This window comes from Nocardia sp. NPDC051750 (genome assembly GCF_044453135.1).
Lineage (GTDB): Bacteria > Actinomycetota > Actinomycetes > Mycobacteriales > Mycobacteriaceae > Nocardia.
Genome location: NZ_JBITCK010000005.1, coordinates 407,399 through 433,882 on the forward strand (window position 1 = coordinate 407,399; position 26,484 = coordinate 433,882).

Annotated in this window: 29 protein-coding genes and 2 pseudogenes; 18 read left to right on the forward strand and 13 right to left on the reverse strand. The window is 67.1% G+C overall.

Going from position 1 to position 26,484, the window contains the following annotated elements; translation table 11 throughout:
- Positions 1–546, reverse strand: a complete 546-nt coding sequence (locus ACIA75_RS23720; RefSeq protein WP_397107493.1) for a YceI family protein — start codon at positions 544–546, stop codon at positions 1–3.
- Between the two features lie 100 nt (positions 547–646).
- Here ACIA75_RS23720 and ACIA75_RS23725 point away from each other — a divergent pair, with 100 nt between their 5' ends.
- Positions 647–1,483, forward strand: a complete 837-nt coding sequence (locus ACIA75_RS23725; protein ID WP_397107495.1) for a helix-turn-helix domain-containing protein — start codon at positions 647–649, stop codon at positions 1,481–1,483.
- Between the two features lie 87 nt (positions 1,484–1,570).
- On the opposite strand, the gene ACIA75_RS23730 is transcribed toward ACIA75_RS23725, so the two are convergent.
- Positions 1,571–1,729 (reverse strand): SDR family NAD(P)-dependent oxidoreductase, encoded by a 159-nt coding sequence (locus tag ACIA75_RS23730; protein WP_397107497.1) that lies wholly within the window; start codon positions 1,727–1,729, stop codon positions 1,571–1,573.
- Between the two features lie 572 nt (positions 1,730–2,301).
- On the opposite strand from ACIA75_RS23730, the gene ACIA75_RS23735 reads away from it, so the two are divergent.
- Both ACIA75_RS23735 and ACIA75_RS23740 read left to right on the forward strand, forming a co-directional pair.
- Positions 2,302–3,426: a Rieske 2Fe-2S domain-containing protein gene (locus tag ACIA75_RS23735; RefSeq protein WP_397107500.1), complete on the forward strand. Its 1,125-nt coding sequence runs from the start codon at positions 2,302–2,304 to the stop codon at positions 3,424–3,426.
- A gap of 188 nt (positions 3,427–3,614) precedes the next feature.
- Entirely contained in the window at positions 3,615–3,983 is a 369-nt protein-coding gene (locus tag ACIA75_RS23740; RefSeq protein ID WP_397107502.1) for a VOC family protein, read from the forward strand.
- A 483-nt stretch (positions 3,984–4,466) separates the two neighbouring features.
- On the opposite strand, the gene ACIA75_RS23745 is transcribed toward ACIA75_RS23740, so the two are convergent.
- Complete coding sequence (locus ACIA75_RS23745; protein WP_397107504.1) at positions 4,467–4,733, reverse strand: hypothetical protein; 267 nt, start codon at positions 4,731–4,733, stop codon at positions 4,467–4,469.
- Positions 4,734–4,895: 162 nt separating this feature from the next.
- On the opposite strand from ACIA75_RS23745, the gene ACIA75_RS23750 reads away from it, so the two are divergent.
- Entirely contained in the window at positions 4,896–5,441 is a 546-nt protein-coding gene (locus ACIA75_RS23750; RefSeq protein ID WP_397107506.1) for an Imm15 family immunity protein, read from the forward strand.
- A 218-nt stretch (positions 5,442–5,659) separates the two neighbouring features.
- On the opposite strand, the gene ACIA75_RS23755 is transcribed toward ACIA75_RS23750, so the two are convergent.
- Entirely contained in the window at positions 5,660–6,313 is a 654-nt protein-coding gene (locus tag ACIA75_RS23755; protein ID WP_397107508.1) for a GDSL-type esterase/lipase family protein, read from the reverse strand.
- Positions 6,310–7,656 carry a hypothetical protein gene (locus tag ACIA75_RS23760; protein WP_397107510.1) on the reverse strand — a complete coding sequence of 449 codons (1,347 nt, stop codon included), beginning with the start codon at positions 7,654–7,656 and terminating at the stop codon, positions 6,310–6,312. Before ACIA75_RS23760 ends, ACIA75_RS23755 begins: the two co-directional genes overlap by 4 nt.
- Before the next feature lie 512 nt (positions 7,657–8,168).
- Here ACIA75_RS23760 and ACIA75_RS23765 point away from each other — a divergent pair.
- From ACIA75_RS23765 to ACIA75_RS23805, 9 genes and pseudogenes are all read left to right on the forward strand, one after another.
- Positions 8,169–8,288, forward strand: a pseudogene (locus ACIA75_RS23765) (DUF1684 domain-containing protein); the annotation flags it as partial.
- 3 nt (positions 8,289–8,291) lie between these two features.
- A complete protein-coding gene (locus ACIA75_RS23770) occupies positions 8,292–9,389 on the forward strand; it encodes an LLM class flavin-dependent oxidoreductase (protein ID WP_397107512.1) in 1,098 nt (365 codons plus the stop codon).
- 64 nt (positions 9,390–9,453) lie between these two features.
- Positions 9,454–9,615, forward strand: a complete 162-nt coding sequence (locus tag ACIA75_RS23775; RefSeq protein ID WP_397107514.1) for a hypothetical protein — start codon at positions 9,454–9,456, stop codon at positions 9,613–9,615.
- Between the two features lie 294 nt (positions 9,616–9,909).
- A complete protein-coding gene (locus ACIA75_RS23780) occupies positions 9,910–11,532 on the forward strand; it encodes a VWA domain-containing protein (RefSeq protein WP_397107516.1) in 1,623 nt (540 codons plus the stop codon).
- A 9-nt stretch (positions 11,533–11,541) separates the two neighbouring features.
- Positions 11,542–12,129, forward strand: a complete 588-nt coding sequence (locus ACIA75_RS23785) for a hypothetical protein (protein WP_397107518.1) — start codon at positions 11,542–11,544, stop codon at positions 12,127–12,129.
- The gene (locus ACIA75_RS23790; protein WP_397107520.1) at positions 12,126–13,259 is read left to right on the forward strand and encodes a hypothetical protein; all 1,134 of its coding nucleotides are present in this window, start codon (positions 12,126–12,128) and stop codon (positions 13,257–13,259) included. Before ACIA75_RS23785 ends, ACIA75_RS23790 begins: the two co-directional genes overlap by 4 nt.
- A 48-nt stretch (positions 13,260–13,307) precedes the next feature.
- Positions 13,308–14,954, forward strand: a complete 1,647-nt coding sequence (locus ACIA75_RS23795; protein WP_397107522.1) for an alkaline phosphatase D family protein — start codon at positions 13,308–13,310, stop codon at positions 14,952–14,954.
- Positions 14,955–15,075: 121 nt separating this feature from the next.
- Positions 15,076–15,357, forward strand: coding sequence for an ArsR/SmtB family transcription factor (locus tag ACIA75_RS23800; protein WP_397107524.1), 282 nt, complete (start codon positions 15,076–15,078; stop codon positions 15,355–15,357).
- Positions 15,358–15,359: 2 nt separating this feature from the next.
- Entirely contained in the window at positions 15,360–15,752 is a 393-nt protein-coding gene (locus ACIA75_RS23805) for a VOC family protein (RefSeq protein ID WP_397108009.1), read from the forward strand.
- A 50-nt stretch (positions 15,753–15,802) separates the two neighbouring features.
- Here ACIA75_RS23805 and ACIA75_RS23810 read toward each other — a convergent pair whose 3' ends face one another.
- Positions 15,803–16,153 (reverse strand): hypothetical protein, encoded by a 351-nt coding sequence (locus tag ACIA75_RS23810; protein WP_397107526.1) that lies wholly within the window; start codon positions 16,151–16,153, stop codon positions 15,803–15,805.
- Positions 16,140–16,634: a Zn-ribbon domain-containing OB-fold protein gene (locus ACIA75_RS23815; RefSeq protein WP_397107528.1), complete on the reverse strand. Its 495-nt coding sequence runs from the start codon at positions 16,632–16,634 to the stop codon at positions 16,140–16,142. The genes ACIA75_RS23810 and ACIA75_RS23815 overlap by 14 nt, the downstream gene beginning before the upstream one ends.
- A 163-nt stretch (positions 16,635–16,797) precedes the next feature.
- Here ACIA75_RS23815 and ACIA75_RS23820 point away from each other — a divergent pair, with 163 nt between their 5' ends.
- Positions 16,798–17,415 (forward strand): TetR/AcrR family transcriptional regulator, encoded by a 618-nt coding sequence (locus tag ACIA75_RS23820; protein WP_397107530.1) that lies wholly within the window; start codon positions 16,798–16,800, stop codon positions 17,413–17,415.
- Positions 17,416–17,599: 184 nt separating this feature from the next.
- On the opposite strand, the gene ACIA75_RS23825 is transcribed toward ACIA75_RS23820, so the two are convergent.
- The 3 genes from ACIA75_RS23825 to ACIA75_RS23835 form a co-directional block, all read right to left on the reverse strand.
- Positions 17,600–18,340 carry an SDR family NAD(P)-dependent oxidoreductase gene (locus ACIA75_RS23825; protein ID WP_397107533.1) on the reverse strand — a complete coding sequence of 247 codons (741 nt, stop codon included), beginning with the start codon at positions 18,338–18,340 and terminating at the stop codon, positions 17,600–17,602.
- 35 nt (positions 18,341–18,375) lie between these two features.
- Positions 18,376–19,248 carry a TIGR03619 family F420-dependent LLM class oxidoreductase gene (locus ACIA75_RS23830; RefSeq protein WP_397107535.1) on the reverse strand — a complete coding sequence of 291 codons (873 nt, stop codon included), beginning with the start codon at positions 19,246–19,248 and terminating at the stop codon, positions 18,376–18,378.
- A gap of 238 nt (positions 19,249–19,486) precedes the next feature.
- Entirely contained in the window at positions 19,487–19,981 is a 495-nt protein-coding gene (locus ACIA75_RS23835) for a MarR family winged helix-turn-helix transcriptional regulator (RefSeq protein WP_397107537.1), read from the reverse strand.
- On the opposite strand from ACIA75_RS23835, the gene ACIA75_RS23840 reads away from it, so the two are divergent.
- Positions 19,959–20,636: an SDR family oxidoreductase gene (locus tag ACIA75_RS23840; protein WP_397108010.1), complete on the forward strand. Its 678-nt coding sequence runs from the start codon at positions 19,959–19,961 to the stop codon at positions 20,634–20,636. The two genes, ACIA75_RS23835 and ACIA75_RS23840, sit on opposite strands and share 23 nt — an antisense overlap.
- 18 nt (positions 20,637–20,654) lie before the next feature.
- Here ACIA75_RS23840 and ACIA75_RS23845 read toward each other — a convergent pair whose 3' ends face one another.
- Positions 20,655–21,788, reverse strand: coding sequence for an LLM class flavin-dependent oxidoreductase (locus tag ACIA75_RS23845; RefSeq protein WP_397108012.1), 1,134 nt, complete (start codon positions 21,786–21,788; stop codon positions 20,655–20,657).
- A 449-nt stretch (positions 21,789–22,237) separates the two neighbouring features.
- A pseudogene (locus ACIA75_RS23850) lies at positions 22,238–22,546 on the reverse strand (ABC transporter substrate-binding protein); the annotation flags it as partial.
- A gap of 278 nt (positions 22,547–22,824) precedes the next feature.
- Here ACIA75_RS23850 and ACIA75_RS23855 point away from each other — a divergent pair.
- The 3 genes from ACIA75_RS23855 (at position 22,825) to ACIA75_RS23865 (ending at position 25,762) form a co-directional block, all read left to right on the forward strand.
- Entirely contained in the window at positions 22,825–23,208 is a 384-nt protein-coding gene (locus ACIA75_RS23855; protein ID WP_397107539.1) for a hypothetical protein, read from the forward strand.
- Between the two features lie 378 nt (positions 23,209–23,586).
- Positions 23,587–24,441 carry a TauD/TfdA dioxygenase family protein gene (locus ACIA75_RS23860; protein ID WP_397107541.1) on the forward strand — a complete coding sequence of 285 codons (855 nt, stop codon included), beginning with the start codon at positions 23,587–23,589 and terminating at the stop codon, positions 24,439–24,441.
- Between the two features lie 112 nt (positions 24,442–24,553).
- Positions 24,554–25,762, forward strand: coding sequence for a cytochrome P450 (locus tag ACIA75_RS23865; protein WP_397107543.1), 1,209 nt, complete (start codon positions 24,554–24,556; stop codon positions 25,760–25,762).
- Positions 25,763–25,826: 64 nt separating this feature from the next.
- On the opposite strand, the gene ACIA75_RS23870 is transcribed toward ACIA75_RS23865, so the two are convergent.
- Positions 25,827–26,432, reverse strand: a complete 606-nt coding sequence (locus ACIA75_RS23870; RefSeq protein ID WP_397107545.1) for a hypothetical protein — start codon at positions 26,430–26,432, stop codon at positions 25,827–25,829.
- Positions 26,433–26,484 lie beyond the last annotated feature (52 nt).

Sequence of the window (26,484 nt, forward strand, 5' to 3'; positions counted from 1 at the left end):
CTACCGCGGTTCGACGAGCTGGATTTCCAGTTCGATCTTCACGACGTCGCTCAACAGCCCGGGCAGTGCGTCGCCGACGCCGAAATCGGAGCGTTTGATCGTGCCGGTCGCGGAGAACCCGGCATGCCGTTCGCCGCTGGGACCGAAATCTTCGATTCCGCCCCATTCGGCCTCCAGGGTGACCGGCGCGGTGACCGTTCCCAGCGTGGCCTCCCCTGCCACGGTGAAGTTCTCGGCGACCCGGACCGGCTCAGTGGCACGGAAGGTGAGGGTCGGACGGTTGGCGACGTCCAGGAAATCGGCGGTGCGGATATGCGCGTCCCGATCGGGATTACCGGTGTCGAACGAATCCAGGTCGATGGTCGCGCCGATCACCGCCGCGCCCGAGTCGTCGACTTCGAACCGGGTGGCGAAGCGGCCGAATCCGCCACGCACTTTGGCGATTCCGAGATGGCGGATGGTGAACGCGACCGAGGAGTGCGCGGGATCGAGCGCCCACTCGCCGGCCCGCAGGGTGGTTCCGGTGGTTTCGGGTGTTGTCGTCATGACCTCACGATCTCCGGGCCGCGGCCCGCCCGCCAGACCCTGGTTATCCTCGTCCTGAGAGGGCGCGGCTAACCGCGTCGCGGCAGGGCACCATGGTGTGATGACCCGCAACGCATTCGCGGATTTCCTGGTCAAGCGGCGCGCCGAACTGCGCCCCGCCGATATCGGCCTGCCCGAGGGCGGCCGGCGCCGCACGCCGGGCCTGCGCCGCGAGGAGGTGGCCGTGCGGGCCGGCGTGAGCGTCGACTATCTGGCCCGGTTGGAGCAGGGCCGCGATACCAACCCGTCGATCGCGGTGGTGGAAGCACTGGCCGAGGCCCTGCTGCTCGACAACCAGGAGAGCGCCGTATTCGGCTGGCTGGCGCTGACCAGCACACAGGAGGCACACTGCCCCGAAGTGCCCCCGGCGCGGGAGCAGGTCTCGGACACGATGGAGGCGATCCTCCGGTCGCTGGAGCCCACCCCGGCATTCGTCCTCGGACTGCGGCTGAACGTCCTGGGCTGGAATTCGGCCTGGGAGGATTTCGCCGTCCCTCTCGGCCTCCTGGACCAGCGAGAGAACGTGAACCTGGCCCACTACGTCTACTCGCATCCGCTCGCCCGCAGGACGCTGCGCAACTGGGCCGCGGCCGCCGACACCTTCGCCGAGATCCTGCGCCGCGCCACGCTGCGCCGGCCGGGCGACGCGACTCTGCGCGAGACCATCGACACGTTGCGCAGGAACCCCGATTTCGCGGCGCGCTGGCGACCGCAGGGCGCCGGGCTCGATATAGCCAAGGTGCTGCGGTTCGACCATCCCGAACTCGGCACCGTCGACGTCCCGTTCGAAACACTGGACAGCGATACGGATCAGAGCCTCGTCGTATGGCTCGTCGACCGCACCGCTACCTCGGGCCACGGCCTCCGGCTGGTACCGCCGCACGCCGCGGGCCAGTGATACGTCCGCACGGTGCGCCGAACCAGTTCCTGGACCTGCTCGTCGTCGCCGGTATCGGTGGCGACCGCGAGCACCCGCCGGCCCGTCTCAGCGGCCACCGCGGGCCGCGGCCGCGAGCGGTTCGGGCGAGCGTGCGGCGAGCACCATGTCCACGCCTTCGGCGGCGAGCCCGCGGGCGACGGCAAGTCCGATACCTTTGCTACCGCCCGTGACGATGGCACGTTTTCCGTCCAGTCTCAGATCCACCGAACCACGCTAGCAACGGTCGCGGGCCAGTCGTGGATCTCGATCGACTCGAGCGCGCTGGGGTGCAGGGCATCCAATTCCTGGGGAGTGGGTTGGCGCGCAAGGTACTTCGCCGCTGATCCCGATCCCCGGGGAGAACGGTGCCGAGCCGGAACAGTACACGGTGGGGATCGAGCCGGGGCACCACGATGACGCAGCACCAGGGACCACCGGCCCCCACCCAGAGCACACCGACCGGGCTCGAATGGCTGGGCTACGAATCTCCCGACCAGCACACGCCACATTCGACAAGGCCGCAATCAACATCGGACGCGGCCGGCTCGGCAACCCGACCCTCGACAGTTTAAGCAGATATGCTTAAACTACGGATGGATCTCGCCCCGTCACCAGACCGGCGGAGCGGCAACAACACTGCCGATCCCAGGACCGGAACGACAGGAAAGACCCGCGGGAACAAGCACCCCGAGGTCATCGAGCCCGGTGACCGCGCGACCGGCGCTCGGGTGTGCAAATCCGCGCGTTCGACGCCTACCGGTCACGAGTATCGACAACCCGGGTGAACAGGAACAATCATGACCAGCAAGACGGGCGTCCGTTCGATCGATATCGGAGCGAACCGCACGCGCTATGCCCGGGGCTGGCATTGCCTCGGCCTGTCCGACAGCTTCCGCGATGGAAAACCCCACTCCGTACAGGCATTCGGCACGAAGCTGGTGATCTGGGAGGATGCCACCGGCACACTCCGGGTGCTCGATGCCTACTGCCGGCACATGGGCGCGGATCTCTCCCGGGGAACGATCAAGGGCGACTCCATCGCCTGCCCGTTCCACGACTGGCGCTGGGGCGGCGACGGCCGCTGCACGATGGTGCCCTACGCGAAACGGATTCCGAAGCTCGCGCGCACCCACACCTGGATCACCACCGAGCAAAATCTTCAGCTGTTCGTGTGGAACGACCCGGAAGGCAACCCGCCACCACCGGAGTTGGCGATCCCGCACATCGACGGTATCGGCACCGACCAGTGGAGCGACTGGACGTGGGAATCGGTGCTGATCGAAGGGTCCAACTGCCGCGAGATCATCGACAACAACGTCGATATGGCCCACTTCTTCTACATCCACGGCGCCTACCCCGTCTACTTCAAGAATGTCTTCGACGGTCACGTGGCCACCCAGTTGATGCATTCCGAGCCACGCCCCGACATCAGCAAGATCGAGGACGCGCTCCTGCGCTCCGAAGCCTCCTACTACGGGCCGTCCTACATGATCAATTACCTGCACAACGACTTCGGCGGCAACACCGTCGAAGTCGTGCTGATCAACAGCCACTACCCGGTGACCCAGGACTCGTTCGTCCTGCAATGGGCCGTCAGCGTCCAGAAGATCCCGGGCATGTCCCAGGACGCCGCCGGCAAACTCGCCGCCGCGTTCTCCAGGAACTTCTCCACCGGTTTCCTCGAAGACGTCGAGATCTGGAAAAACAAGACCCGGATCGACAATCCCCTGCTCACCACCGAAGACGGCCCGGTATACCAGCAACGCCGCTGGTACGAACAGTTCTACGTCGACGTCGCCGACGTCACCCCGGAAATGACCAACCGCTTCGAATGCGAAGTCGACACCCGTCACGCACACGAGGAATGGCAGAAGGAAGTCGCCATCAACCTGCAACGCGCCGAGGCCCACGCAAACAGCTGACCACCCGCCACGGGCATCACCTCGGCCGCGCCCTCTCGAACGACGAACGAACAGCACCCGCGATCGCACCCCTTGTACCGCGGGCGCTTCGGTGAGAATATCCTTCTCATGTGTCATGAACAACATTCTTAAAATGGCTGTAAGCAGCGCAAACCGCCCGACCCGGGCACGTGGACAAGGGGCCGGCGGTGAAGGCTGACGACCACTTCCATACCGGGGTCGCCACCACCGATATGGCAGCGACAGCCGCCACACTGTCGGCAACTCTCGGCTACGAATGGGGCGACCGGATCGGCTCAGTCGTCCAGGTGACCGTGGCCGGCGGCGTTACCGATATCGAGCTCTCCTGTATGTTCTCGATCAACGAGCCGCGGCTCGAAGTTGTGCGTGCCGTATCGGGAACGCTGTGGGAGCCGGTGCCGGGCGGCGGCATCCACCACGTCGGCTACTGGTCCGACGACGTGGCCGCAGATGTCACGGAACTGATCCGGCACGGCTGGCAGGTAGAGGCGACCCGGAAAACGCCGGATGGCGCGCTGCACTTCGCCTTCCTGTAGAACCCACTGGGTTTCCGTATCGAACTCGTGGACCGGCGAGCCGAGCCGGCCATGCGGCAATGCTGGCAAGCCCCAGCAGGCCCCGGGTAACCCGTGCACCGCGTTGCGTATCAATGCACGTTGCGGAAGCCCAGGTGATGGCCGAGGTAACGGACGTCTGCCGTTCCTATGTGCTGCGGATCGACGCCACCTGGTTGTTCAGTGGGCATCACAGCCCGCCGGGTTGACCACCGTTACTGCCGTATTGCGGGCCCACAAGGGACTTCACGAGCCAGTCCAGAAATTCCAGAACGGCGCGAGTGACTTCGGCCGCGTCCAATGGCCACATGATCATTTCTCCCTCTTCTGATGGATTACGAGATTCAGTGTGGCCAGGTTGGTCGTATGCGGCAACGGTTGTCGTGCCCGCATGATGAGACTTCTCGAATCACCCTGCTGGACCTGCCCTTCGGGCGTACCCGAGGCCATCGGAACACGGTGGAATCACCCGGTTCGGCAATTCCCCTCGGCGGCGCCTGCCCGGTGATCGGCAGTCGCCGACATATGGGTTTCCGCCCACTCCCGCAGGCCGGCAAGTCGCTCCTCGAGGGATCGCCCGAGCTCAGTGAGCCCGTAGTGGTAACCGAGGAGGCAGCCGTGCCGATCGATGCCCCACACCAGCCACATCGAATACCGGCGAACTCCGTCGAACTCACCGTCACGATCACCGGCTCCGGCCCCGCGCTCGTCCTGCTGCACGGCGGGCCGCACACCCGGCGGGTATGGGACACGGTGGTTCCGATAGCCGCTTGCTGCCTATCCGAGGTAGAAAGGAAATCGTGAGGCCGACCCATGCAATCCGGCGTGCCTGGTCCGTCCGCAGATTGCAGTTCGTCGCGCACGCACGGGCGGCTACCCAGCCGGGGAGGCACAGTGACGGTTGAGGTCGACCCCCGATTTCGAGATGCCTTCGAGCGGCTGCTGGCCGCCGTCGACTTACTGGACTTCGACGGGCTGATGACGTGTGACGGATATTTCGACGAGCTCCCACTTTTCACGACGTATTCCCAAATCGCTTTCCTGGAAGAGCTGTCGCTCATCGAACGCAATCGGGTGCTGGTTCAGGCGGCCGCAGCTCATCTCGACCGTATCCTCCGGCACGCCGAGCGCTACTATGCTGGACGCAAGTTCGACTTCTTCTGCTCGGTAACGGTCACCGGTTGGGACTTCTTCCCGGAAGGGGACCTGCTGACACCGCGCTTCTGGCGGGCGAACACCAGCAAGGGCGTTTTCGACTACCTGAGACTCCAGCCGCCGACCAGCGAGGGCAGCAACACGGTCGCGTACTTACTCGACCACGACCCCAATTACCTGATCAACGATGACATCGTGGACGAGTTCGGCGAGAAACGCCTGGAACGAATCTTCGTCCAGCACGTCGACTGCCCGGTGCCAAGGGGCAACGTCGAAGCGTTATGAGAGCTACGGTCAACCATGAGCCATTTTCCGCGAACTGCCGGCTGCCATGACTTCCCCGGCAGCGGCCGATCCAGCCAGGCAGGAACCGACGGCCGAAACAGTGCTCATCGCACGGGCACAACAGAATTCAGCACACGCGACACTCTCGAGGTGCTCTGAGATTTGGCGGGTACGATGGCTGTTCCTGCTCGAGTGGCTGACTCGCGCCGGCAACGCGATCACAGAATCGACCGGATTTCATCGGCAATCAGCCTTGCCAGTGGTTCGTGTGAGTCGCGGCTCAGGTGTATACCGTCAATTCCCGGACACGCGACGGTAGCGGCGTCTACGAAGAGAGTCCTGCGCTTGTCAGCAACGCGGCGTATCGCCGCGCCGAGCTCCCGCGACTTGCGCACAGAGCCGGCGTCGTATTCGGAACTCTGCTCGGCGAATGCGGATTGGCCGGCATCGAGATGGATCGGACCGACCAGCAACACCGTCGGCACTACCCCGGTACGAGTCCAGGCAGTGCGCTCCACATCGTCGATATAGCCTTCGATCGCGCCGGCTACGGCGTCGGTTTCCCGACCGAACTTGCTCTTGAGATCGTTGTTGCCGAGCATGATGACGACCATGTCCAACGGTGAATGGCTGCGCAGGCACGGCCGAAAGTACTTGCGGCCGTTCCGGTCGTCACGATCAGGGTCGTCCAGGTCGGTGGTGCGACCGCCGAGACCTTCCTCGACAATTGCGTATCCGGTACCCAGATATTCTTGTAGCCGCCCCGTCCAACGCACGTCGGCCGGCCATCGGCCACTTTTTTCGGCAGGTTGGCCGAAGGTGTTGGAATCGCCGAAGCACAAGACAGCGAGCGCGGCAGGATTGACGATCAAGGTCGAGTTCCTCCCATTTGGTCCGATACACCCAGGTGTTCGGCGATTCCGACAAGCCCGTCCAACTGTTGCTTACCCCGGCGGGTCAGCAGCTCGTTGATCAGTGTGTGCGCCAGGGGAACGTGACCGATGAACTCCGGTGCCATCAACCACGCCCAACGAAGGGTATCCACGGCGTCCGCATCGTCCCGGTTGTGGATCTGGGCTTGCGCGACGTTGACGAACCAGCGGCTGCGCAGGGTGGGCGGGATTCCGGTATCCGGACCGGTGACAACGGAGGCAAGTCTCAGAGCTTCGCGCGGGCGATTCGCACTGATTTCGTTGACAACCCCGAAACTAGCGGCCGAGGCGTAGCCGAACACATTGGACACCTCGGGGCGACTGGCATAATCGCCTTCCAACTGTATTCCGGCCGACTCGCACAAGCGTAGATACCTTCGCGCTTCGCGATAGTCCCCTGTTCCGGAAGCCGCGAATGCGGCATAGCAGAGAAGTTCGCCCCAAATAGCGATATGGCGTGGGGAGGCTGTAGACAACCGCGGTTCGATATCGGTTGCTACTCGGTCGGCATACGCGGCCGCATCGTCATGCATTCCGTTTTTCACAAGAAGCCACGACTGCGAGGCTTTGATAGCAGCCAGTGTCAGCTCGTCTCGGCTGTCGTCGGCCAGTGCCTCTGCGCGCAGGAGCGCGAATGCGGCCAAGTCTTCGTGTGCCACGTAGCCCAGTAGATTCGAAGCGGCGTGCAAGAGTTTCGCGATCGAAATATTGATCTGACGCAGGGGCTCGCCTACCGCGAACTCTGCTGCACTGTAAGCGCTGGCCAAAGCAGCGGGGAGCTCGCGTTTCAACTCGTCGAATCGAGCCGAGAAGAATAGATCCCATGCGCGATTCACCGCAGCGGTCAGATCGAACTGCTCAGCTGGGGGCGAATCTGGAATACAACCCATTATGACTCGCCTCAGTTGAAAGATGCTGCCATCGCGTATGCCGCTACTTGACTTGTCCACGATCCCGTCGCTGCCAGGGTGGGCCATTTCCGTATGAGGCCGTGGCGGATAGGGAGCCGCAACTCGGGTAGGTAGCAAGGCCAGGGGATCGGATTTCTCGCGCCGGTCATCGAGCGCGGCATAGAAGCGCGCTCGCTGTTCGTCATCGAGCCGCCTGTGGGTGGTGTCCATGCACAAGGAGTACTTCGCCCCCAGAGTGATGTCTGCACCCCTACGTTCCCATTTGCCGACCGCTTCGAGCGAACAACCGATCCGGTCGGCGAACTGAATCTGAGTATCCCGCAGCGCACGCAGCGCTGCGACCTCGAGACCGGTCCACGTAACGATCGCCATCTCTCGAACTTCCTCCCCTCACTTGTAATACCGCCAGCGTACGGGCTCAGTACGGGTTCGGTGTCTCCTTCGAACACAACAACACGGCAATGCTGAAGCAATCAGGGGCCGCCACTCACAGGCGCCCGCTTGCCCCTTCCGCGTGTTCGGTCACCGGCGGCAGACCTGATCACCCGAGCCCGCGTGTACATGACCGACTCGTCACGCGCTTCGCAACTCAGCTGTGCATCTGGAGCCGCATTCCACCCGGCTCGCCCTGATCTCAATCGTTGACATCGCCTGGTCCGGGCCGCGGCGCGAACCGCGGCAGCGCCCCGGCCAGCCGATACCGGTAACCGGGACGTCGTCGCGACATGCCTCTCCGAGATCTCCTGCGAGCAGTGATCGACCGGAACCGGCCCGGGAAGGCGAACCTCGGCGTTCACCCGTACCACTCGCGTACGCACAGAAACGGGAGACGATGGCACAGCAACTACATCGCGGCGTAGCGCTCGACGGGGCAGGCGCGCATCCGGGCGGTCAACCTCCCCTGCGCCTACACCGATTTGGCGACCTGCCCGCTGCCACCGGCCGAGAACCGGCTCCCGGTCGCGGTCGAAGCGGGCGAGAAGATCCCGTACGAGCGCAGTTGACCCATGAGCGCCGTGACACCATCGATCACGAACCTGTCGCTGCTGACCCCGGGCAACTATCCCGACAATGATCCCGCCACCGGCCTCGAGGACACCCTGCGCCTGTTCGAATTCGCGGAACGCCTCGGTGTCGACGGTGCCTGGATCCGGCAGCGTCACCTCGAGCACGGTGTCGGATCGGCGGCGGTCTTCCTGGCCGCCGCCGGCCAGCGCACCAGCCGGATCGAGCTGGGCACCGCCGTGATCCCCATCGGCTACGAGAGCCCGTTCCGGCTGGCCGAGGATCTGTCGATGGCCGATGTGCTCTCCGGTGGCCGGCTGCAACCCGGCTTCAGCGCGGGCACTCCACCGCACGCGGACCTGATCGGCGACCTCGTCTTCGACGGCGAGTGGCGTAGCTACGACCTGTCCTACGGACGGATCGCCCGGCTCATCGACAATCTGCGCGGTGACTATCTGGGCGAACCTGATGCGGTGATCCACTCCCCCGGCAACACCCAGCGCCCGCGGCTCCAGCCGCACAGTCCGGGCCTCATCGACCGGCTCTGGTATGGGGGCGGCAGCGCCCGTTCGGTGCGCTGGGCCGGCGAGAACGGCCTGAATATTCTCACCGGCAATATCGTGTTCGGTGAGCACAGCGATGATTTCAGCACCACACAGCTGGCATTGATCGAGGAATACCGTCGCCGCATCGTTCCGGGCCGCCCGGCCCGGATCGCGGTGGGCCGGGTGATCGTCCCCGTCGACAGCGCCGACCGGGCGACCCGTGAACGCTACCGCCGGTATGCGGCCGGGAGGCAGCAGCGAACCCTGGCCCCGCAGGGCGAACGGCGCGTTCTGTTCGCCCCCGATCTGGTCGGCACCGCCGAGCAGATCATCGAAAGGCTGTACGCCGAACCTGTCCTCGCCCACACCACCGAACTGCGCCTGGAACTACCCTACGAATTCCACCGCGGCGACTACGAACAGATCCTGCACGACACCGTCGAACTGATCGCCCCCGCGCTGGGCCGGCGGCCCGCGGTGAACGATCCGCCGACCAACGGCGGCATCCCGGCACGCGAGAAAACCCCGGGCGAAATTCCGCTGCACACGCAATGATCCATCACATGACCGACTCCGAGGCCCATCACCGCCCCCGTCCCCGTACCGACTCGGAGTAACAGTGAGCACCCCCGACAAACCCGAACGCCCGGACCTCACCGGATGGCGACGACGCCAGCAACTCCGCCGCTCCAGTGCCGCCCAGCCCATCCCCTCCGGCAAGACCTACCGGCGCAAGCCGAAGAGCACCAGGGCACAAGAGATCCGCGACGCCTACCGCTGAGATCAGCGGGACCAGGGCGCGGCTCGATCGTCCGAGCCGTAGTCCTCGAGCGATATGTTGGCGGCCGAACGCTCGGTGAATGTCATCAGACGCGAGAACAGAGCGGATACGGAGAAGAGCGCGTTCCGGGCGCGCAGGCCGAGACAACGGAGGGTCTCGCGGGCGTTCCGGTCGCCGCGGCCCGGTCGAAATACGTCGCGGCCGAGTCGAGGATTCGCCAGGTCGTCACCGGTAGTTCACCCTGTCTCACCTGTCTTTACGCCTACGATCTCCCCAGCGAGGGGAGGTGGCGAATTGCTTTATCGCCGTGGGTCATTGTTGGCTGCCGTATTCGTACTGCTGTCTGCCGTACTGGCGGGTTGCGGGCAGGACGGTGAATCCGGTGCCGTGACCGAATACGACGCCGATTCCGGTGTGCTGAACATCGTCGCGGGGTCCGAGCACGAGGCCGTGTTCCAGCAGATCGTGCAGCCGTGGTGCCGGGAGCAGAATCTGACCTGCACCATGACGAAACTGGGCTCGGTGGACCAGGCCCGGCTGCTGGAGAACGGGGACGCGCCCTACGATGCCTTCTGGTTCGCCAGCAGCGTGTTCCAGCAGTTCGGTGATACCGCGCACCGGCTGCAGGACGTGCAGCCGATGTTCAGCACGCCGCTGGTGTTCGCGGGACGCCGCGCCGAGCTGGACGCGCTGGGGTTCACCGGACGGGACGTCGGCGTCGAGGAGATCCTGGCGGCCGCCGAATCGAAGAAGACAACGGTGTGGACCACCAACCCCACCCAGTCCAATTCCGGGGCTACCGTGCTGCTCGGTTTCCTCAACCATTTCGCCGGCAACGGACCCGGCGTGCCGCTGACCCGGGAGCAGCTCGATTCGGAACCCGTGCGCACCGGATTCACCCGATTCGCGCGGGCCGTCACCAAAACCCCACCGTCCACGGGCCTGCTGATGGACGAATGCCTGGCCGCACCGGACCGGTGCAAGACGATGTTCACCTACGAAGATCTGGTGATCGAACGCAATCAGCAGCTGGTGCGCGACGGCGAAGAGCCGCTGCAGGTGATCTATCCGAAAGGCGTGCAAGCGATCTCGGATGCGCCGCTCGGGTTCCTGCCGCACGGCGACAATCCCGGGAAGCTCGCCAATTTCCGCAAGCTCCAAGACTTCCTGCTCACGGCGGATACTCAGCAGCAGCTCGTGCAGCTGGGCCGCCGGCCGATCACCAGTATCGGACTCTCGTTACCGGATGCGCCGCGTGCGGTATTCGATCCGGCCTGGGGTATTCGCACGACCCTCGACGAGCAGCCGATGACCTTTCCGGCGGCGCCGGTGATCGCGGCGGTTCTGCAGGACTACCAAACCGTCTACCGCACCCCCACCGACCTGGTGTACTGCATCGACGCGTCCCGCAGTATGGACGGTAACGACGGCTGGGACGGGGTGCTGCGGGCCGCGGATCTGCTGTTCGATCCGGCGCAATCCGAGCAGTATCTCCTGCAGACCGGACCGCACGACCGGACCGCGGTCCTGGTCTTCAACCACACCAGCGCCACCACGGAATGGGTCACCGGCAACGCGGAACCGGCACTCACCTCGCTGCGTGACCGGGTGCATTCCCGATATCCCTCCGGCGACACCGGCATCTACCGCTGTCTCGGCACCGCCGCCCACCAGTTCTCCGGCGCGGCGGAGCCGGGTCGTAAGCAATTGGTCATCCTGATGACCGACGGCGCCGATACCGAGGGCGGCAACGGTCTCGACGACATCGCCGCCACCGGGATCCCGGTGGTCGTCATCGGTTTCGGTTCCGATATCGAGGAGGACGCGCTCCGGTCGATCGCCGACCGTACCGGCGGCTCGTATCTCACCGGCGACGATATGGTCGCGGCATTGCGCCAGGCGACCGGCTACCGGTAGGAGCTGCCGGTGCCGAACAATTCCGCCGTGATCGCGGCCTTGGCCGTTCTCGTGGCCTCGTTCCTCGGTCTCTATGCCGTGCTCGGTTCGGCCGGTGGTGCCGCGCTGGTGGCGGTGGGGGCGGCCGTGCTGGCCGGGCTCGCCGGGCACACGGTGTCGCAGTCGGCGCGGCGCCGGCGCTTGGCGCGGGACGTGTCGGAGGTGAACGGCCGGGTGGCCGCCCTGGCGGCTCGGGTGAGTCATGCCGCCACCCGTTCTTCCCTGCTCCGGGCCTGCGATACCGTGCCGCGCCTGCTGGAACGCACCGGAACAGTCGACCCCGCCGCGCTGCCCGCGACCCTGCACAAACTGCACGACTACCTCCTCAGCGTGGAGTCGGCCCTGCGCCGGTATGCCGAAATCCAGGATCATCCGTCGTCCTACCGCGATGCCGAGAACCTCCTGGCCGCCGGCCGCCGGACACTCACCGGATTCGAATCGTTCGCCGCGCATGCCGCCGGACAGGTCGGCGACGCGAATCTGGAGAGTTTCTTCCGGGATCTGGCGCACCTGGAACTGATGACTCCGCCGCGACTACCCCCGAGCGAGGAACTGTGAACCGATCCCGTCTCCCCGTCCTCGTCGCGGTGGTGGTCGCCGTGGTCGCCATTGTGGTGGGTGTGGTGGTGATCCAGAGCTCGAAAGAGACCCCGGCCGCGGTGCAGCAACTCACCTGCCTCGGCGGCTCCGAGAAATCTGCGTTGATGGCCGATACCGAGATCCGCGATATTCTGCGGAACGATTTCGGGCTCGAGGTGCAGTTCGACAAACGGGGCTCCTACGATCTGGTGCAGATACCGACGGGACAGCTGCGCGATCAGCAGGTCGATTGCCTGTGGCCGTCCTCGGCGAGCGCACGCAGCATCTTCGAGGAGTCGCACGACACCGGCGATTTCCCGGACTACCGCGCCGAACCGGTCCTCGAGACCCCGGAGGTGATCTATGCCGGGGCGGCGGCCACGGACGCACTGATCGCCGCGGGGATCGTGGAGATGCGCGAGAACGCGTATTACGTCGTCGATTTCAAACGGCTACTGCTGGACTATGTGCTGCCCAAACGCAAGTGGCCGGAACTGAACGCCACCGGACCGGCCGGGCCGATCCGGATCACCAGTACGGATCCGCAATCGTCCAACTCCGGATTCACCCTGCTGCAACTCGAATTGACGGTGATCGCCTCCGGTGACGTGTTCCAGCCGCCCACCGTCGCCGAAGCCAGGGCTGGGCTGCCCACGGTACGCGGTCTCTACGATGCGCAGGGGCTGCAGTCGGACAGCTCCGACGGCGGGTTCCGGGAATGGCTCATCCAGGGCGCCACCTCGCTCTACGCCGGTTACGAGAGCCAGATCCTGCAGCAACTGGTGGCCTACCGCGACAACGGTTCCGCCACCGATGCGCTGCTGAACAGTGCCCGGATGCTGTATCCGGATCCCACCATCTTCAACAGCAACCCGGTCCTCGCACTCACCGCGCCGGCCCACCAGCTGATCACCGCACTGCAGGATCCCCGGGTTCAGGACATTGCCTGGAAACGCTACGGTTTCCGTTCCGCCGCCCAGCTCGGCGCGGCGCGGACCGCGGATTTCCCGCAGATCCCGCTGGCTCCCCAGCCGCGGGCCACCACCCCGCCGCGGGCCGATGTCACCGAGCTGCTCCTGGCCTGCGTACGCGACAACATATGCTCCTGACCGATTCCGATTTGCCGATTGACCCTCCGTCGGCTGTGATCTGTGCACGTGAGCGGAAACATCTTTGGTTCGAAACCCTCGGGCCCGAGCACGCTGAGTCGCCGCGTACTGCTGCGGGCCGGCGCGACCGCCGCTGCCTCGGGCGTACTGGCGGCACCGGTGGCCCGGGCCGGGGTACCGGTATTCGGCCACGGTGTCGCCTCGGGCGACCCGCTTCCGGACGGCGTGATCATCTGGACCCGGGTGACCGTGAACCCGGCGGCAGTTCCCGGATCGGGGGCCGGGGGTCCGGCAACAGTGCACTGGGAAGTTGCCGCTGACGACCGATTCGCCACCATCGTGACGGCCGGCGAAACGACCGCGGACGCGCAGGGCGACCACACGGTGAAGGTCGACGTCCGCGGACTCGCTCCCGCGCGCGATTACTACTACCGATTCGCTGCCCTCGGCGAGACGTCGCCGGTGGGCCGGACCCGGACGGCACCGGACGCGTCCGCCGCGCCCGGGCGACTCCGCTTCGGCGTGGTGTCGTGCTCGAACTGGGAAGCCGGCTGGTTCGCCGCCTACCGGCATCTGGCTGCCCGCGACGATCTCGATGCCGTCGTGCACCTCGGCGATTATCTCTACGAGGGTGCGGCGGGATCCTTCGACGGCCGGGCGGGTTCGGTGCGGCGGCACGAGCCGACGCACGAGATCGTCTCACTCGCCGACTACCGGATCCGGCACGCGCAGTACAAGACCGACCCCGATCTGCGGGCCCTGCACTCCCAGGTGCCGTTCATCTGTACCTGGGACGATCACGAGTCGGCCAATAACGCCTGGTCCGGCGGCGCGGAGGAGCACGATCCGGCGACCGAGGGCGACTGGTCCGCGCGACGGGCCGCCTCCGTGCGCGCGTATCTGGAATGGATGCCGGTCCGCCCGGACGGTACGGCCGCGGCGCCGCGGATCTACCGCCGGCTGCGGTTCGGCACGCTCGCCGAACTATCCATGCTGGATCTGCGGAGTTACCGGGACGCCCAACCGGACCTGGGTTCGCGCCGGGCCGACGACCCGTCCCGCACGCTCACCGGCGCCCCGCAGATGGAATGGCTCACCGCGGGGCTGGTCTCCAGTTCCGCGCGCTGGCAGCTGGTCGGCAATTCGGTGATGATCGCCCCGCTGGCATTCCCGCCGCTCGACCCGGCCACGACGGCCGCGGTCACCGAGGTACTCGGTATACCGCGCGAGGGTGTCGCGCCCAACGCCGATCAGTGGGACGGCTACACCGCCGACCGTCGGCGGCTGCTCACCGCCCTGGCCGACCGGAATCTGTCGAACGTCGTCTACTTGACCGGCGATATCCACAGTTCGTGGGCGGCGGATGTCCCGGTCGAGGCGGCGGCCTACCCCGGCGGCCGTACGGCCGGGGCGGAGTTCGTGGTGCCGTCGGTGACCTCGGCCGGTATCGGTGATCTGCTGCCGGGCCCGCCGCGTACCGCGGCGGTCGCTCTGGAGAAATCGGTCGGCGCAGTGAACCCGCATATCCACTACGCCGAGCTCGATTCCCACGGCTACGGCGTGGTCGATATCGACGCGGACCGCGTGGCGATGCAGTGGCATTACGTCGTGGACGTCACCGACCCGGCCACCGGTATCCGTCCCGGACCGTCCTGGGTCCTGCCGCACGGCGCCCGTCTGCGTGCCGGAGGCTGAGCCCGGCGCGGCAACCGACCGGCATCGGTGCCGGACCCGGCCCTCCGCTCGAGCGAGGAATTCCACGACCGCGAATAAGCCCGGCTTGATAGGCAAGCAGATACTTGCCTATAGTGGGTTCGTGGACGCCGACCAGGGCCTTGTGTTCAAAGCGCTCGCCGATTCGACCCGGCGGGTGATTCTCGACGAACTGGCCGGCCGCGATGGACAGACCCTGTTCGAACTGTGCGGGCGTCTCACGATGAAACACGGCCTGTCCTCGACCCGGCAGGCGATCTCCCAGCATCTCGACCTGCTCGCCGCCGCGGGGCTGGTCCGCACACATCGCGACGGGCGGCACAAATTCCATTACCTCGAGCGCGCACCACTGCGCCATCTCACCGACCGCTGGCTGGAGGAATAATGCTGCGGATCAATGTCACGAGCGTGTACGTCGACGATCAGAGCAAGGCACTGCGCTTCTACACCGAAGTGCTCGGCTTCCGGAAGAAAACCGATGTCCCGGTAGGCGACGCCTCCTGGCTCACCGTTGTCTCGCCGCTGGATCCCGACGGCGTCGAACTCCTGCTGGAACCGACCGGCCACCCCGCGGCCGCCGTGTACAAACAGGCCCTCGTCGAAGACGGGATTCCGTTCACCCAGTTCGCCGTCACCGATCTGCGGGCCGAATACGAACGGTTGCGCGATCTCGGCGTGGTGTTCACCCAGGATCCGGTCGACTACGGCACCGTGATCACCGCCGTCTTCGACGACACCTGCGGCAATCTCATCCAGATCGCGCAGGAGAAGTCGGACTGAGTCGGCACCGGTCCACCGGATATCGCACGCCGGAAACCGGCCGCCGGCGATCACACGGTGCTTCCCACCGCGACCCCGCCGGGATCGGCCCGCCAGGCCCACGACAGTGACAGCAGAAGATGTCTTTTCACCTGCCGTGTTCGTGGGTCGTCCGACCCGTGGGGGCTCAGCGCCGCACGCACCATCTGCAGGAATCGCTGACGGGTGACCCCGAAGTTCATGAACAGCTCCTCGGGGCCGGCGCCGCCGAACGGGGCCCATCGGATCGCGAAAACGATGGCCGGCAACGCTTTCGGGTCCACCGCCCTGCTCATCTCCAGGGCACGGCATTGCTGCAATGCCGTACGGACCCATGAGGTACCGCAGGAGATGGCCGCGGACGGCTGGTCAGTCGCGGACATAGTTCTCCCCTGACCGGTCGCCGATGCCGTGGACGGTTATGTGTCGATATCCCGAGCCGCCGGAATCGGTATCGACGGTGAACACCGGAAATCTGTCCTCCCGGGGGCACGGCTGGAATCGCACCCGCACCGGGCTCCCCGGAAGCAACGCCGGGCGCCCCGGAAGCAACGGCACGTCCCCCTCGATGGAGGAGTAGACCCACGGCCCTTCGTCGAGTTCGACGATGGCGATCGTCAACGGCATCGGCCCGTCGCGGCCCCCGACCACGCCACGATCCACCACCCGCCACGAAAGGATCGTCCCGGCGCCGGACGACGGAACCCATTCGAGGCTGTCGGATGCGCAGGACGAGCAATCGACGGTCAGCGGCGCGAACAGCCGGTCACAGCGGGCACACCGGCGGATCATCAGCGTTCCTGTCATGCGCTGCGCGTGCTCGTCGCTGATGCCGCCGGTGCTCTCTGGATCAGGTGAGTACATGGAGAACCTTCGCTGAAGGTGCGGACGAGGTGCTTCAGCATGTTCGGTCCGAGGATGCGCAGACATCGGTCGAGTGACCCGGGACATACCTATTTGCCGCGTCCCCCGCGCCGGTCGAGACAAGGTCATCGACCCGGATCCGCCGTTATTATGCTGAATCGCTGTGAACCGTGGTGAGCGGGCCAGGGCCGATATTCTCGACGCCGCCGAACAGTTGATCGCCGAGCGCGGCGCGCAGGTACCGCTGCGCGATATCGCGATCGCGGCCGGTCAACGGAACAATTCCGCGGTCAACTACCACTTCCGGAACCGGCACGAACTGATCCATGCGGTGGTCGAACGGCGCCTCGCCCCGATGGAGCTCGAGCGCGCCGCGATGCTGACAGCCCTCGACGCGGAGGCCCGCACCGGGGTCGAAGCCCTGCTGCGGATCCTTGTACAGCCGCTGACCTCGGTGGACAGCGACTACTACGCGCGATTCCTGCAGGCGGCCGCCCGCTACCTACCGACCGATCTCGACGGAACTCAGGGGACGGTATGGCCGCAGGTCCTCGGCGAGCTCGCCCGCGCGATCCCGACCGCCGACGCCGCCGCGAAGCGTCGCCGGATCAGCGCGGTCGGCACAGCCATGTTCGCGCTGCTCGCCGAGTGGGAGCGCAAGGAGCGGTCGGACAACACGGCCGCGGATTTCCCCGAGGAGATCGTCACCATGCTCGGGGCCATGCTCACCGCCCCGGTTCATCCAGTCGATAGGTCCGCCGAAACCTCGGCCACCGGGTGAGCCGGACGGTCCGCGCTGTTCGTGCCTCGGCACTCGTAGAACGCGCGTATCCCCGCCTGATCTCGGCGATTCGTTGCGGGGCGAACCGGCAGTGAGGCAGTCGGCGTCGGCACTCGGCCGGTCGTCACCGGCCTGATGAACGCGGGTGGGCAAGGCCATCGACTGCCCCAGCGAAGGGGTCCGCTCAGCCTGCGGTCTTGCCGTTGTCGGCGAGGTAGACCGCACCGTGGACCGCGGACGCGTCCGGACCGGCCAGGAATGCGATCACGGCGGCGACCTCCTCCGGCTCGTTCATGCCCCGCGGTGCGGCGGCGCGCAGGACAAGGTTCGGATCGGCGCCGTCGGGCAGGGAGAACCCGGTGATCTGCGGGGTGAGCATGCCGCCGGGACAAACCGCGTTGACGCGCAGGCGATCGGCGGTGAACTCCACGGCCAGGGCCCGGGTCAGACCCACCAGGCCGTGTTTGGCGGCGCAGTAGCCCGCCGAGTACGCCTGGCCTTCGACACCGGCGATGGAGGCGACATTGACGATCGCGCCGCCGGCGTCCAGCAGGGCGGGCAGCGCCGCGCGGCAGAGGTAGAACGGGCCGTTGAGGTTCACCGCCAGGTCGTGGTCCCAGTCCTCGTCGGTGACTTCCCCGGTGCGGCGCATCCGATGCGCGCCGGCCACATTGACCAGGATATCCAGACGTCCGAAGTCGGCCACGCACTGTTCGACCACCGACCGGCACGCGGCCGACGTGGCGATATCGGCCGTGACGAACCGTCCGCCGGGCACCTCGGCGAACACCTCGGTCAGGCGTTGCTCATCGCGGGCCACCCCGAATACCGAGGCGCCGCGCCGGGCGAACAGTCGCGCGACCGCGGCACCCAGCCCTGATGACGCGCCCGTCACCAGTGCCACTTTGTTCGACAAGCTACTCACTGCGACTCCTACGGCTTGTTGTTCGGTGGATGCGCTCACTGGGCGCGGGCGATGACACGGTCGGCGAATCGGGAGAGGTTCGCGATCTTGGTGTCCAGACTCTCGGTGTCGTTCTCGCGGGTGTAGGGGTTGCGGAAGCCGACGATCACATCGGTGACACCCTTGTCCTCCAGGCGCTTCACGCCGTCCACGGTGAACCCGTCCAGCGAGATGACGTGCACCTCGAAGTCCGCGCGGGTCCCGTACTCCGCGCGTAGCGTGCCGAGTTCGGCGAGCAGGCGATCGAGTTCGGCCGGGTCGCCGCCGGCGTGCATCCAGCCGTCGCCGCGCTGGGCGGCGCGGCGCAGTGCGGGCCGGCTGTGACCGCCGATGAGCAGCGGGATCGGTTCGGTGGGCACCGGCGAGATCTTGATCGGTGGCAGATCGTAGATCTCGCCGTGGAACTCGAAATACCCGCCGGCGGTGAGACCGCGGACGATATCGAGGCATTCGTCCATCCGCTTGCCGCGCTGCCCGAACGGTACGCCGAAAATCTCGAAATCGTCCGGCCACGGACTGATCCCGACGCCCAGCCCGAGCCGGTTACCGCTCAGCGCGGCCACCGACGCCGCCTGCTTCGCCACCAGCACCGGCGGGCGGATCGGCAGTTTCAGCACGAACGGGGTGAACCGCAGGGTGGTGGTGGCCGCGGCCAGCGCGGCAGCGAGAACGAAGGTTTCGACGAACGGCTTGTCCTCCAGGAATTCCCGGCTGCCGTCCAGGGTGTACGGGTAGGTGGCGTCGGAGTCGCGGGGGTAGGCGATGCTGTCGGCGAGCGCCATCGACGTGTACCCGGCCGCCTCGGCGGCCCGGGCGAGCGGGACGTAATAGGACGGGTCGGTCATGGTCTCGGCGTAGGTGAACCTCATGGGCCAGGCCTTTCTGGACGACAGTGCCGAATGTCCGGCGAGGGGTGGCGGCGCAGGCGCGGAACCTCGTGTCACCCACACCCGCTCACATTAAGCGATCATGCTTAATGGGTCGACCCTCGGCCACCCGCGCCGGCGGCCCGGCGTCCGAGGTAACAACAGATCGACGGCCGGGAACCCTTCGACACCCACGCGCCGGGTTCGGCCTGTTCGTACACCTGCGGCGTGCGTGGCAGCCTCAGCGTCCGGCGCGGTCCGCGAGGGCTGCGACGAGCCCGGCTACCGTCGTCGCGAGTTCGCCGGGGGTGCCGGTGGACGTACCCGTGGTCAGCCGGCCGGATACCGCGGCACGGATCTCCTCGCCCACCGCGATCCCGTCGGCGGTGAGCACCACCCGGGAAACCCGGCGGTCGGCCGGATCGGGCTCCCGGGTCAGGTACCCGCGGCGCTCCAGCCGGTCCACCATCCCGGTGATATTGGTTTTATCGCAGCCGAGCGAGGCCGCCAGTTCACCGAACGACGGCCGGCGGCCCTTCACCTCGCACAGCAGGGCTATCTGCTGGGCAGTGAGCCCGAACTCCCGAGCCACCGCGCCGTAGAAGGCGTTCACCTCGCGGTAGAGCCCGCCGAAGGCGGAGACCAGATCGTCGTTCGAGGTACGGGGGTCCGTCGCGATCGCCACCGGAAGCTCACGCGGGATCGGCCGCGCCATCGCCGAACGACTCGGCCGCACCGGGATGTCCGTCGTGGTCAATTACCTCTCGGATGCCGCGGCCGCGGCGCAGGTCGTCACCGCGATCGAGAACGGCGGCGGCCGCGCGGTCGCGGTGCGCGCGGATGTGGCCGATCCGGCGCAGATCCGCCGGCTCTTCGACGCCGCCGCACACCACTTCGGCGGCGCGGACATCGTGGTGGGCAATGCCGGTACCGCACGGTTCACCCCACTCGTGGAGGCGACCGACGACGATTTCGACCTGATGTTCACCGGCAGCGCGAAATCCACGTTCACCCTGTTACGCGAAGCCGCCGCCCGACTGCCCGACGGCGGCAGGATCGTGGTGATCTCCTCCGGTGTCACGCGGACCCACAGGCCCGGTTCCGGGCTCTACGGTGCCACGAAGGCCGCCGGCGAACAGCTGGTGCGGGTGCTCGCGCGCGAACTGGCGCCCCGGGGGATCACGGTCAACAGTGTGCTGCCCGGCGCCGTCCGCACCGAGGCGCTCGCCGCGTCGGGTATCACCGGGCAGCTCGACCGGATCGCCGAGTCGATACCGCTCGGCCGCGTCGGCGAACCGGACGATATCGCCGATATCGTCGCCTTTCTGGCCTCCCACGACGCCCGCTGGATTACCGGTGCGGCCGTCCCCGCCGGCGGCGGGGCGTTCTGAGCGTGACCGGTGGACCGGTTACGCGGCGCGGGCGCGGGTGAGTCCCCATTCGCGGGCGAGCAGGCGATGCGAGGTCAACCGGTCCTCGTGCCGGTGGGTGACGCTCGTGACCACTAGCTCGTCGGCGCCGGTCAACCGCCGGAGTGCGGCGAGCCGCCCGGCGACAGCCGCCGGAGTTCCGACGAACTGGGTGTTCACCCGGTCGTCGACCAGCTGCCGCTGATAATCGGTCAGCGGTGGTGCGGTATCCGGGTCCAGGTATTCGGCCGCCCCCGCACCGCTGCGGATACCGGCGACCCAGTGCCCGTAGGTGGACGCGAGGTGTTCGGCCCGCGCCGCGTCCTCGGCGACGACCACATCGGCCGATACCACCAGATAGGGTTCCGGGAATTGCTCCGACGGCCGGAACGCCGCGCGGTAACCCGCCACGGTTTCCAAGATCGTCCCCGGCGAGACGTGGTAGTTGGCGACGAACGGCAGGCCGAGCCGGCCCGCCAGCTGCGCGCTCTCCCCGCCGCTGCTGCCGAACAGCCAGACCTGCACGTCGGCCCCCTCCCCCGGCACCGCGCGCAGGCGGATTCCGTCGGAGGTCGTGTACGTCCCGGCGAGCAGTGCCCGGATCTCCGCGACCTGCTCGGCGTAGTCCAGCGGTTCGGCACCGGGTAGCCGCAGCGCCTCGAGCGAGGCCGCCAGTCGGCTCGTATCGCGGATCTGCGCCGGTGAGAACGGTGGCGGGACCACCACTCCGTCACGCACCAGGGTCGGCCGGGGCGCGAGCGGAGGCGGCGGGGTGCCGGGGGTGCGCAGCTGCGGGAGACGATGAGCCGAACGACCCAGTCCGAGGTCGAGCCGCCCCGGGTACAGCGCGTCGACGGTGCCGAAGGCCTCCACCACCGACGCCGAGGTCCGGTAGCCCGCCTGGACGGCCTCCGAACCCACCCGGATGGTCTCGGTGGCGGCCGCGATGAGCGCGATCAACTCGGTGGGCGCGGAGGATGCCACCGCGACGAAATGGTGTTCGGCGACCCAGAACCGGCGGTATCCCCAGGCCTCGGCGTGGCGGGCCAGGTCGATGGTGTTGCGGATCGCCCGGCGGGCATCCGATCCCGTACTGATCGGAGACAGATCCAGTATCGATAGCGGTGTGGTCATGATGCCCGTACCTCTTCTCCGGCTTTGTGCGGGTGGCGTAGACCCAGGTGGTCGCAGCGTCGTACCGCGGTACCCGGTGCGGAAATTGCCGCGCTCCTGGAGTTCCGGAACGACCTTGTCGACGAATTCGTCCAACCCCGTGGGCGTGAGATGCGGGACGAGGATGAACCCGTCCGCCGCGTCCTCTTGCACGTACCGGTCGATCTCGGCGGCGATCTGCGCCGGGGTGCCCACGAACTGCTGGCGCGCGGTGACCTCGATGACGAGTTCGCGGATGCTCAGCTTCTCCGCCTCGGCCCGGGCCCGCCACTGTTCCACCAGGGCGTGCGGATCCCTGGTATGCCGGACCCGGCCGCGGGTGATGGTCACATCGTCGAGCGGGTCGAGGCCCGGGAGCGGGCCGTCGGGGTCGTAGGCGGACAGGTCGCGACCCCACACCTGCTCCAGGAACGCAGGTGGAAGGTGAAGGTACTGACATCCGGACTCACCTCCCAGCGTTCGGCCAGCCACGGGCGGATCTCGCCGGTCGCCGGATCCTGATCGGTGAGCGAGTCCGCGATCTGCCGGGTGACGTAGATCGTCTGGTTGGTGCCGCTCTGCGCGGGGTCCGAGCAGGTCGGTGCCTGGGACAGCCCGTAACGCAGCGTTCCGCCGGGCCGGGGCGGTCCGGCAGGGGTGTCCTGCGGGCCGGTCCCCGCGCAGGCGCCGACAGCCAGCGCCGCGGCGAGCACCCCGAACAGGGCTACGGTTCGTTTCATCGAGCTCTCCGGATCGCACCGCGCCGCACAGCCGGTCGCGGCATCGTCGAGCCGGGGCCGACTCCGCGGCCGACCCCGGGCAGTAGAAAAAACGGTAGGTAGCCACCGGCCGGGCGTCGCCGGTCTCGATCAGGCTGAGTTCAACTCCTCCGGGCCAAAGCCGTTCTGCGCAGGGGCGGTATCGGAGAGAATGTTGGCGATCCCATTGCGCCGAACGCGCCTGGATCGGTAACGCCGGCAACCGGCCGTGTCCCGCGACGAGACAGGATCTCCACGAGGTGCTCAAACCACTGTTGACGATCGCCGCGCTCTACCTTGCCGCCATCGGTCTCGCACTGTTACTCGCCCCGGCACAGTTCGGTACCGGGGCCGTGCCCGACGACGCTTCCTCCGAATTGATCGCCCTGCTGCGGCTGCTGGGCGGACCCTTCCTCGGGATCGCGGTACTGAACTGGATGTCCCGCGCTGCCGAGCCCGCCACGATCCGGAATACGGTCATCCTGGCCGACCTGGTCGGATTCGGTGTCGTCGCCCTCAACGATGTATGGGGTGTACTCAGCGGTGAGGCACGAGATCTCGCCGCACTGTTCCTCGTCGTCCACCTGGGCTTCACCGGCGCGTTCGCGCTCGCCTGGTGGCGCGCCCGGCCCGCTTCCGCCTGACCGCCTCACATGTCTCCGCCGCCTCCGGCGCCCAGCATGGCGAGAGCGAAGCGGCCGTACTGCGGGGTGATCTCCTCGGGGGTCGAATGTCCGCCGGCGCGATACCACTGGATATCCCCTTGCACATGGTGGCGGTCGCCGGGCCCGCCGTCCGGGGATTCGGTGTGCCGATCCGCCCGGCGCGCGGCCCGCTGATCCGGAACCGCGCCCGGGCCACCCGGGGCCGCCGGTCAGGAGCCGGATACGTCGGACGAGGTGATCGGCGGAGCCGCCCGCGCGGCACCGGTGGCGTGCACGCCGATTCGGCCCATTTCGTGCTCTACATCCGTATAGTCCGTATCGGTAACGAGTCGTCGCAACGGGGCATCGGGAGAACGTATGGCCGGCACATCGCAGCACATCACCGAATCCGTCGGACTGGAGTTCACCGGCGTCGAGCCGAGCGATCTGCTCGACCCCCGCGCGGCCGACGAATGCAAGGCAGCGCTGGAACGCCACGGCGTGCTCGTGTACCGGGAAATCGGCATCGACGACGATGACCTGCTCGCGTTCAGCCGGATGCTCGGCACCGTCGTCGTTCAGCCGACCGGCGAGCACCGGCTCCCGGAGATCCAGACGATCACGATGAATCCGGCCAAAACCAACGCCGTGATGGCCTCGTACCGGCAGGGCAATTTTCACTGGCATATCGACGGCGCCACCAGTGAAATCCCGCAGAAAGCCACCCTGCTCACCGCCCGCGCGATCGACCCGGCCGGCGGCGACACCGAGTTCGCGAGCACCTACGCCGCCTACGACGCCCTCAGTGATTCGGACAAAGAAGAAATCGCCTCGCTGCGGGTCCGGCACAGCTTCGCCCACGCGCAATCGCTGGCGAACCCCGAGCCGACCGAGGCCCAGCGCACGGCCTGGGCGCGCGTCCCGGAGCGGGTCCACCCGCTGGTCTGGACCCGCCGCAACGGCCGGAAATCGCTGCTCCTCGGCGCCACCGCCGCCGAGGTGATCGACTGGCCCGCCGACCGCGGACGCGCGCTCCTCGACCGGCTGCTGGACTGGGCGACCCGCTCCGAGTTCACCGTGCGCCAGACCTGGCGCGAGGGCGATCTGGTGGTCTGGGACAACACCGGGATGCTGCACCGGGCGCTCCCCTTCTCCCCGACATCCTTGCGCCTGATGCACCGCACCACCCTGGCCGGCGAAGAAACGGTGGACAGCGCCCTCGCAACCACATAGAGCTCCACCGGGAGCGGCCCGTACCCGATCGTTTCCTCGATAACGGGTCCACGGGGCGCGCCCTGTGCAAGCCTGGAAGAGCGCACCCCCACCGACTTTCCAGGAACGGACGATGCCGACCAGCCAGGACACTCAGCCGCTACAGCTCGACCGGTCCTTCTTCGCGGACCCGGCCGCCCTCTACCGTGACCTCCGCGACGAGCGGCCGGTGGTCCGCGCCACCGGCCCGAACGGTCTGCGGTTCTGGATGATCACCCGCTACGCGGATGCCCGCGCCGCCCTCAACGACGCGCGTATGACGAAGGACCCCAAGCGAATTCCGGGGTCCTTCAGCAGCAATGAAGATATTCCCGAGGCCCGGATCATCGGCGGCTCGCTCCTGCACCACATGCTCAACGCCGACCCGCCGGATCACACCCGGCTACGCAAACTGGTCGGGCGGGCCTTCACCATGCGCGCGATCGCCCGGCTGCGGCCGCGGATGGAAGAGATCGCCACCGAACTCGCCGATCGCATGGACGCGGCGGGACCCACCGTCGACCTGCTCGATCATTTCGCCTTCCCGCTGCCGATGACCGTTATCTGCGAAATCCTCGACGTCCCGCAGGATCGCCGCGACGAATTCCGGGCCTGGTCGAACACTCTGCTCTCCGGCAGCGCGGACAACGAACGAGCCGCGGCCGCGGGCGCGATGTCGGCATTTCTCGCCGACCTGATCGCCGTCAAGTCCGCGCACCCCGGCGACGATATCCTCTCCGATATCGTGCGGGCCGCGGAGGACGGCGACTCGCTCAGCCACTCCGAAGCGATAGCGATGGCGTTCCTCCTGCTGGTAGCCGGGCACGAAACAACGGTCAATCTGATCAGCAACGGGATGCTCGCGCTGCTGCGGAACCCGGAACAACGCGCCCTGCTGCACAGCAACCCGGAGCTGATTCCGAACGCGGTCGAGGAATTCCTCCGCTACGACGGCCCGGTCAACCTGGCAACCATCCGATTCACCACAGAGCCGGTCGAATTCTCCGGTACGACCATCCCCGCCGACCAGTTCGTCCTCATCTCGCTCATCGGCGCGAACCGCGATCCCGACCGCTACCCCGACGCCGACCGGCTGGACATCGAACGAGACGCTGCCGGCCACCTCGCGTTCGGTTACGGCATCCACCACTGCCTCGGCGCGCCGCTGGCCAGGCTGGAGGGTGAGATCGCCTTCCGCACGCTCCTGACCCGGTTCCCCGCCATGGCTCTCGACGGCGAGCCCGGCCCCCATCGCGAGAGCACCCTGATCCACGGCCTCACCCGGCTGCCGGTCCGCCTCTGACCACGTGACGACAGGTGACGGGCGACCACCGACTCGGCCCCCGCCGCTGCGGTTCGGCGAATGATCAGTTGACCGGACTGAGGTCCGCGACGACCGGAGGCCACCACGCGGCACCGGTACACAGAAACTCGAAGCCACCGACACCGTCACCACCCGGCGTCGGGTTCCCGGCCGCGGCCAGTGCTTGGGCTTTGAACACGCGCGCCGCGGCACTGAGCCGATGCCACACCGGGTCCACGCGATACCCCGGCCCTACCGGCCAGCCCTCGCCCCACCCCACGACCTGCAGTCCACCGTCGTCCAGCGCCGCGTGCAAACCCGCACTCATCCGCGAGTCCCGCTCGGCCATCGCGGCCGCCACCGCCAGCGCATGCGGCTGCCGGCCGGACCCGCCGGAGTCGAGAACCTCCCCCAGATCCAGCATCTGAGCACCCAGGATGCGCAGCGGCCGGTCGTCGGAGGGTTCGGCGACGAGAACCGCCACATCCCAACCGGCCAGCGCCCGATCGAACAACCACCCGCCCGCGTTCTCCACGACATCGGCGATGCTGTGCCCGACGATATCGAGCCGGTACCGGGCGTCGCCCCACCCGAACCGCAGGCGCGAGGCAGCGAGTTTGTGTACGGGCCGGACACCTCGATCAGCAGGATCGAATGGCCGAGTATCCATGATGAACTCCATTCCGATGATCACCGCGACGGTTCAGCCCGTGCGCGGCCGG

What these genes read in the sequence shown, in the direction of transcription:
- ACIA75_RS23860 (WP_397107541.1), top strand. Translation starts at nt 23,587, where the DNA reads ATGGCCGGCACATCGCAGCACATCACCGAATCCGTCGGACTGGAGTTC.
- ACIA75_RS23720 (WP_397107493.1), bottom strand. Translation starts at nt 546, where the DNA reads ATGACGACAACACCCGAAACCACCGGAACCACCCTGCGGGCCGGCGAG.
- ACIA75_RS23810 (WP_397107526.1), bottom strand. Translation starts at nt 16,153, where the DNA reads ATGTCCGCGACTGACCAGCCGTCCGCGGCCATCTCCTGCGGTACCTCA.
- ACIA75_RS23830 (WP_397107535.1), bottom strand. Translation starts at nt 19,248, where the DNA reads ATGAGGTTCACCTACGCCGAGACCATGACCGACCCGTCCTATTACGTC.
- ACIA75_RS23760 (WP_397107510.1), bottom strand. Translation starts at nt 7,656, where the DNA reads ATGGCGATCGTTACGTGGACCGGTCTCGAGGTCGCAGCGCTGCGTGCG.
- ACIA75_RS23870 (WP_397107545.1), bottom strand. Translation starts at nt 26,432, where the DNA reads ATGGATACTCGGCCATTCGATCCTGCTGATCGAGGTGTCCGGCCCGTA.
- ACIA75_RS23735 (WP_397107500.1), top strand. Translation starts at nt 2,302, where the DNA reads ATGACCAGCAAGACGGGCGTCCGTTCGATCGATATCGGAGCGAACCGC.
- ACIA75_RS23770 (WP_397107512.1), top strand. Translation starts at nt 8,292, where the DNA reads ATGAGCGCCGTGACACCATCGATCACGAACCTGTCGCTGCTGACCCCG.
- ACIA75_RS23845 (WP_397108012.1), bottom strand. Translation starts at nt 21,788, where the DNA reads ATGACCACACCGCTATCGATACTGGATCTGTCTCCGATCAGTACGGGA.
- ACIA75_RS23725 (WP_397107495.1), top strand. Translation starts at nt 647, where the DNA reads ATGACCCGCAACGCATTCGCGGATTTCCTGGTCAAGCGGCGCGCCGAA.
- ACIA75_RS23815 (WP_397107528.1), bottom strand. Translation starts at nt 16,634, where the DNA reads ATGTACTCACCTGATCCAGAGAGCACCGGCGGCATCAGCGACGAGCAC.
- ACIA75_RS23865 (WP_397107543.1), top strand. Translation starts at nt 24,554, where the DNA reads ATGCCGACCAGCCAGGACACTCAGCCGCTACAGCTCGACCGGTCCTTC.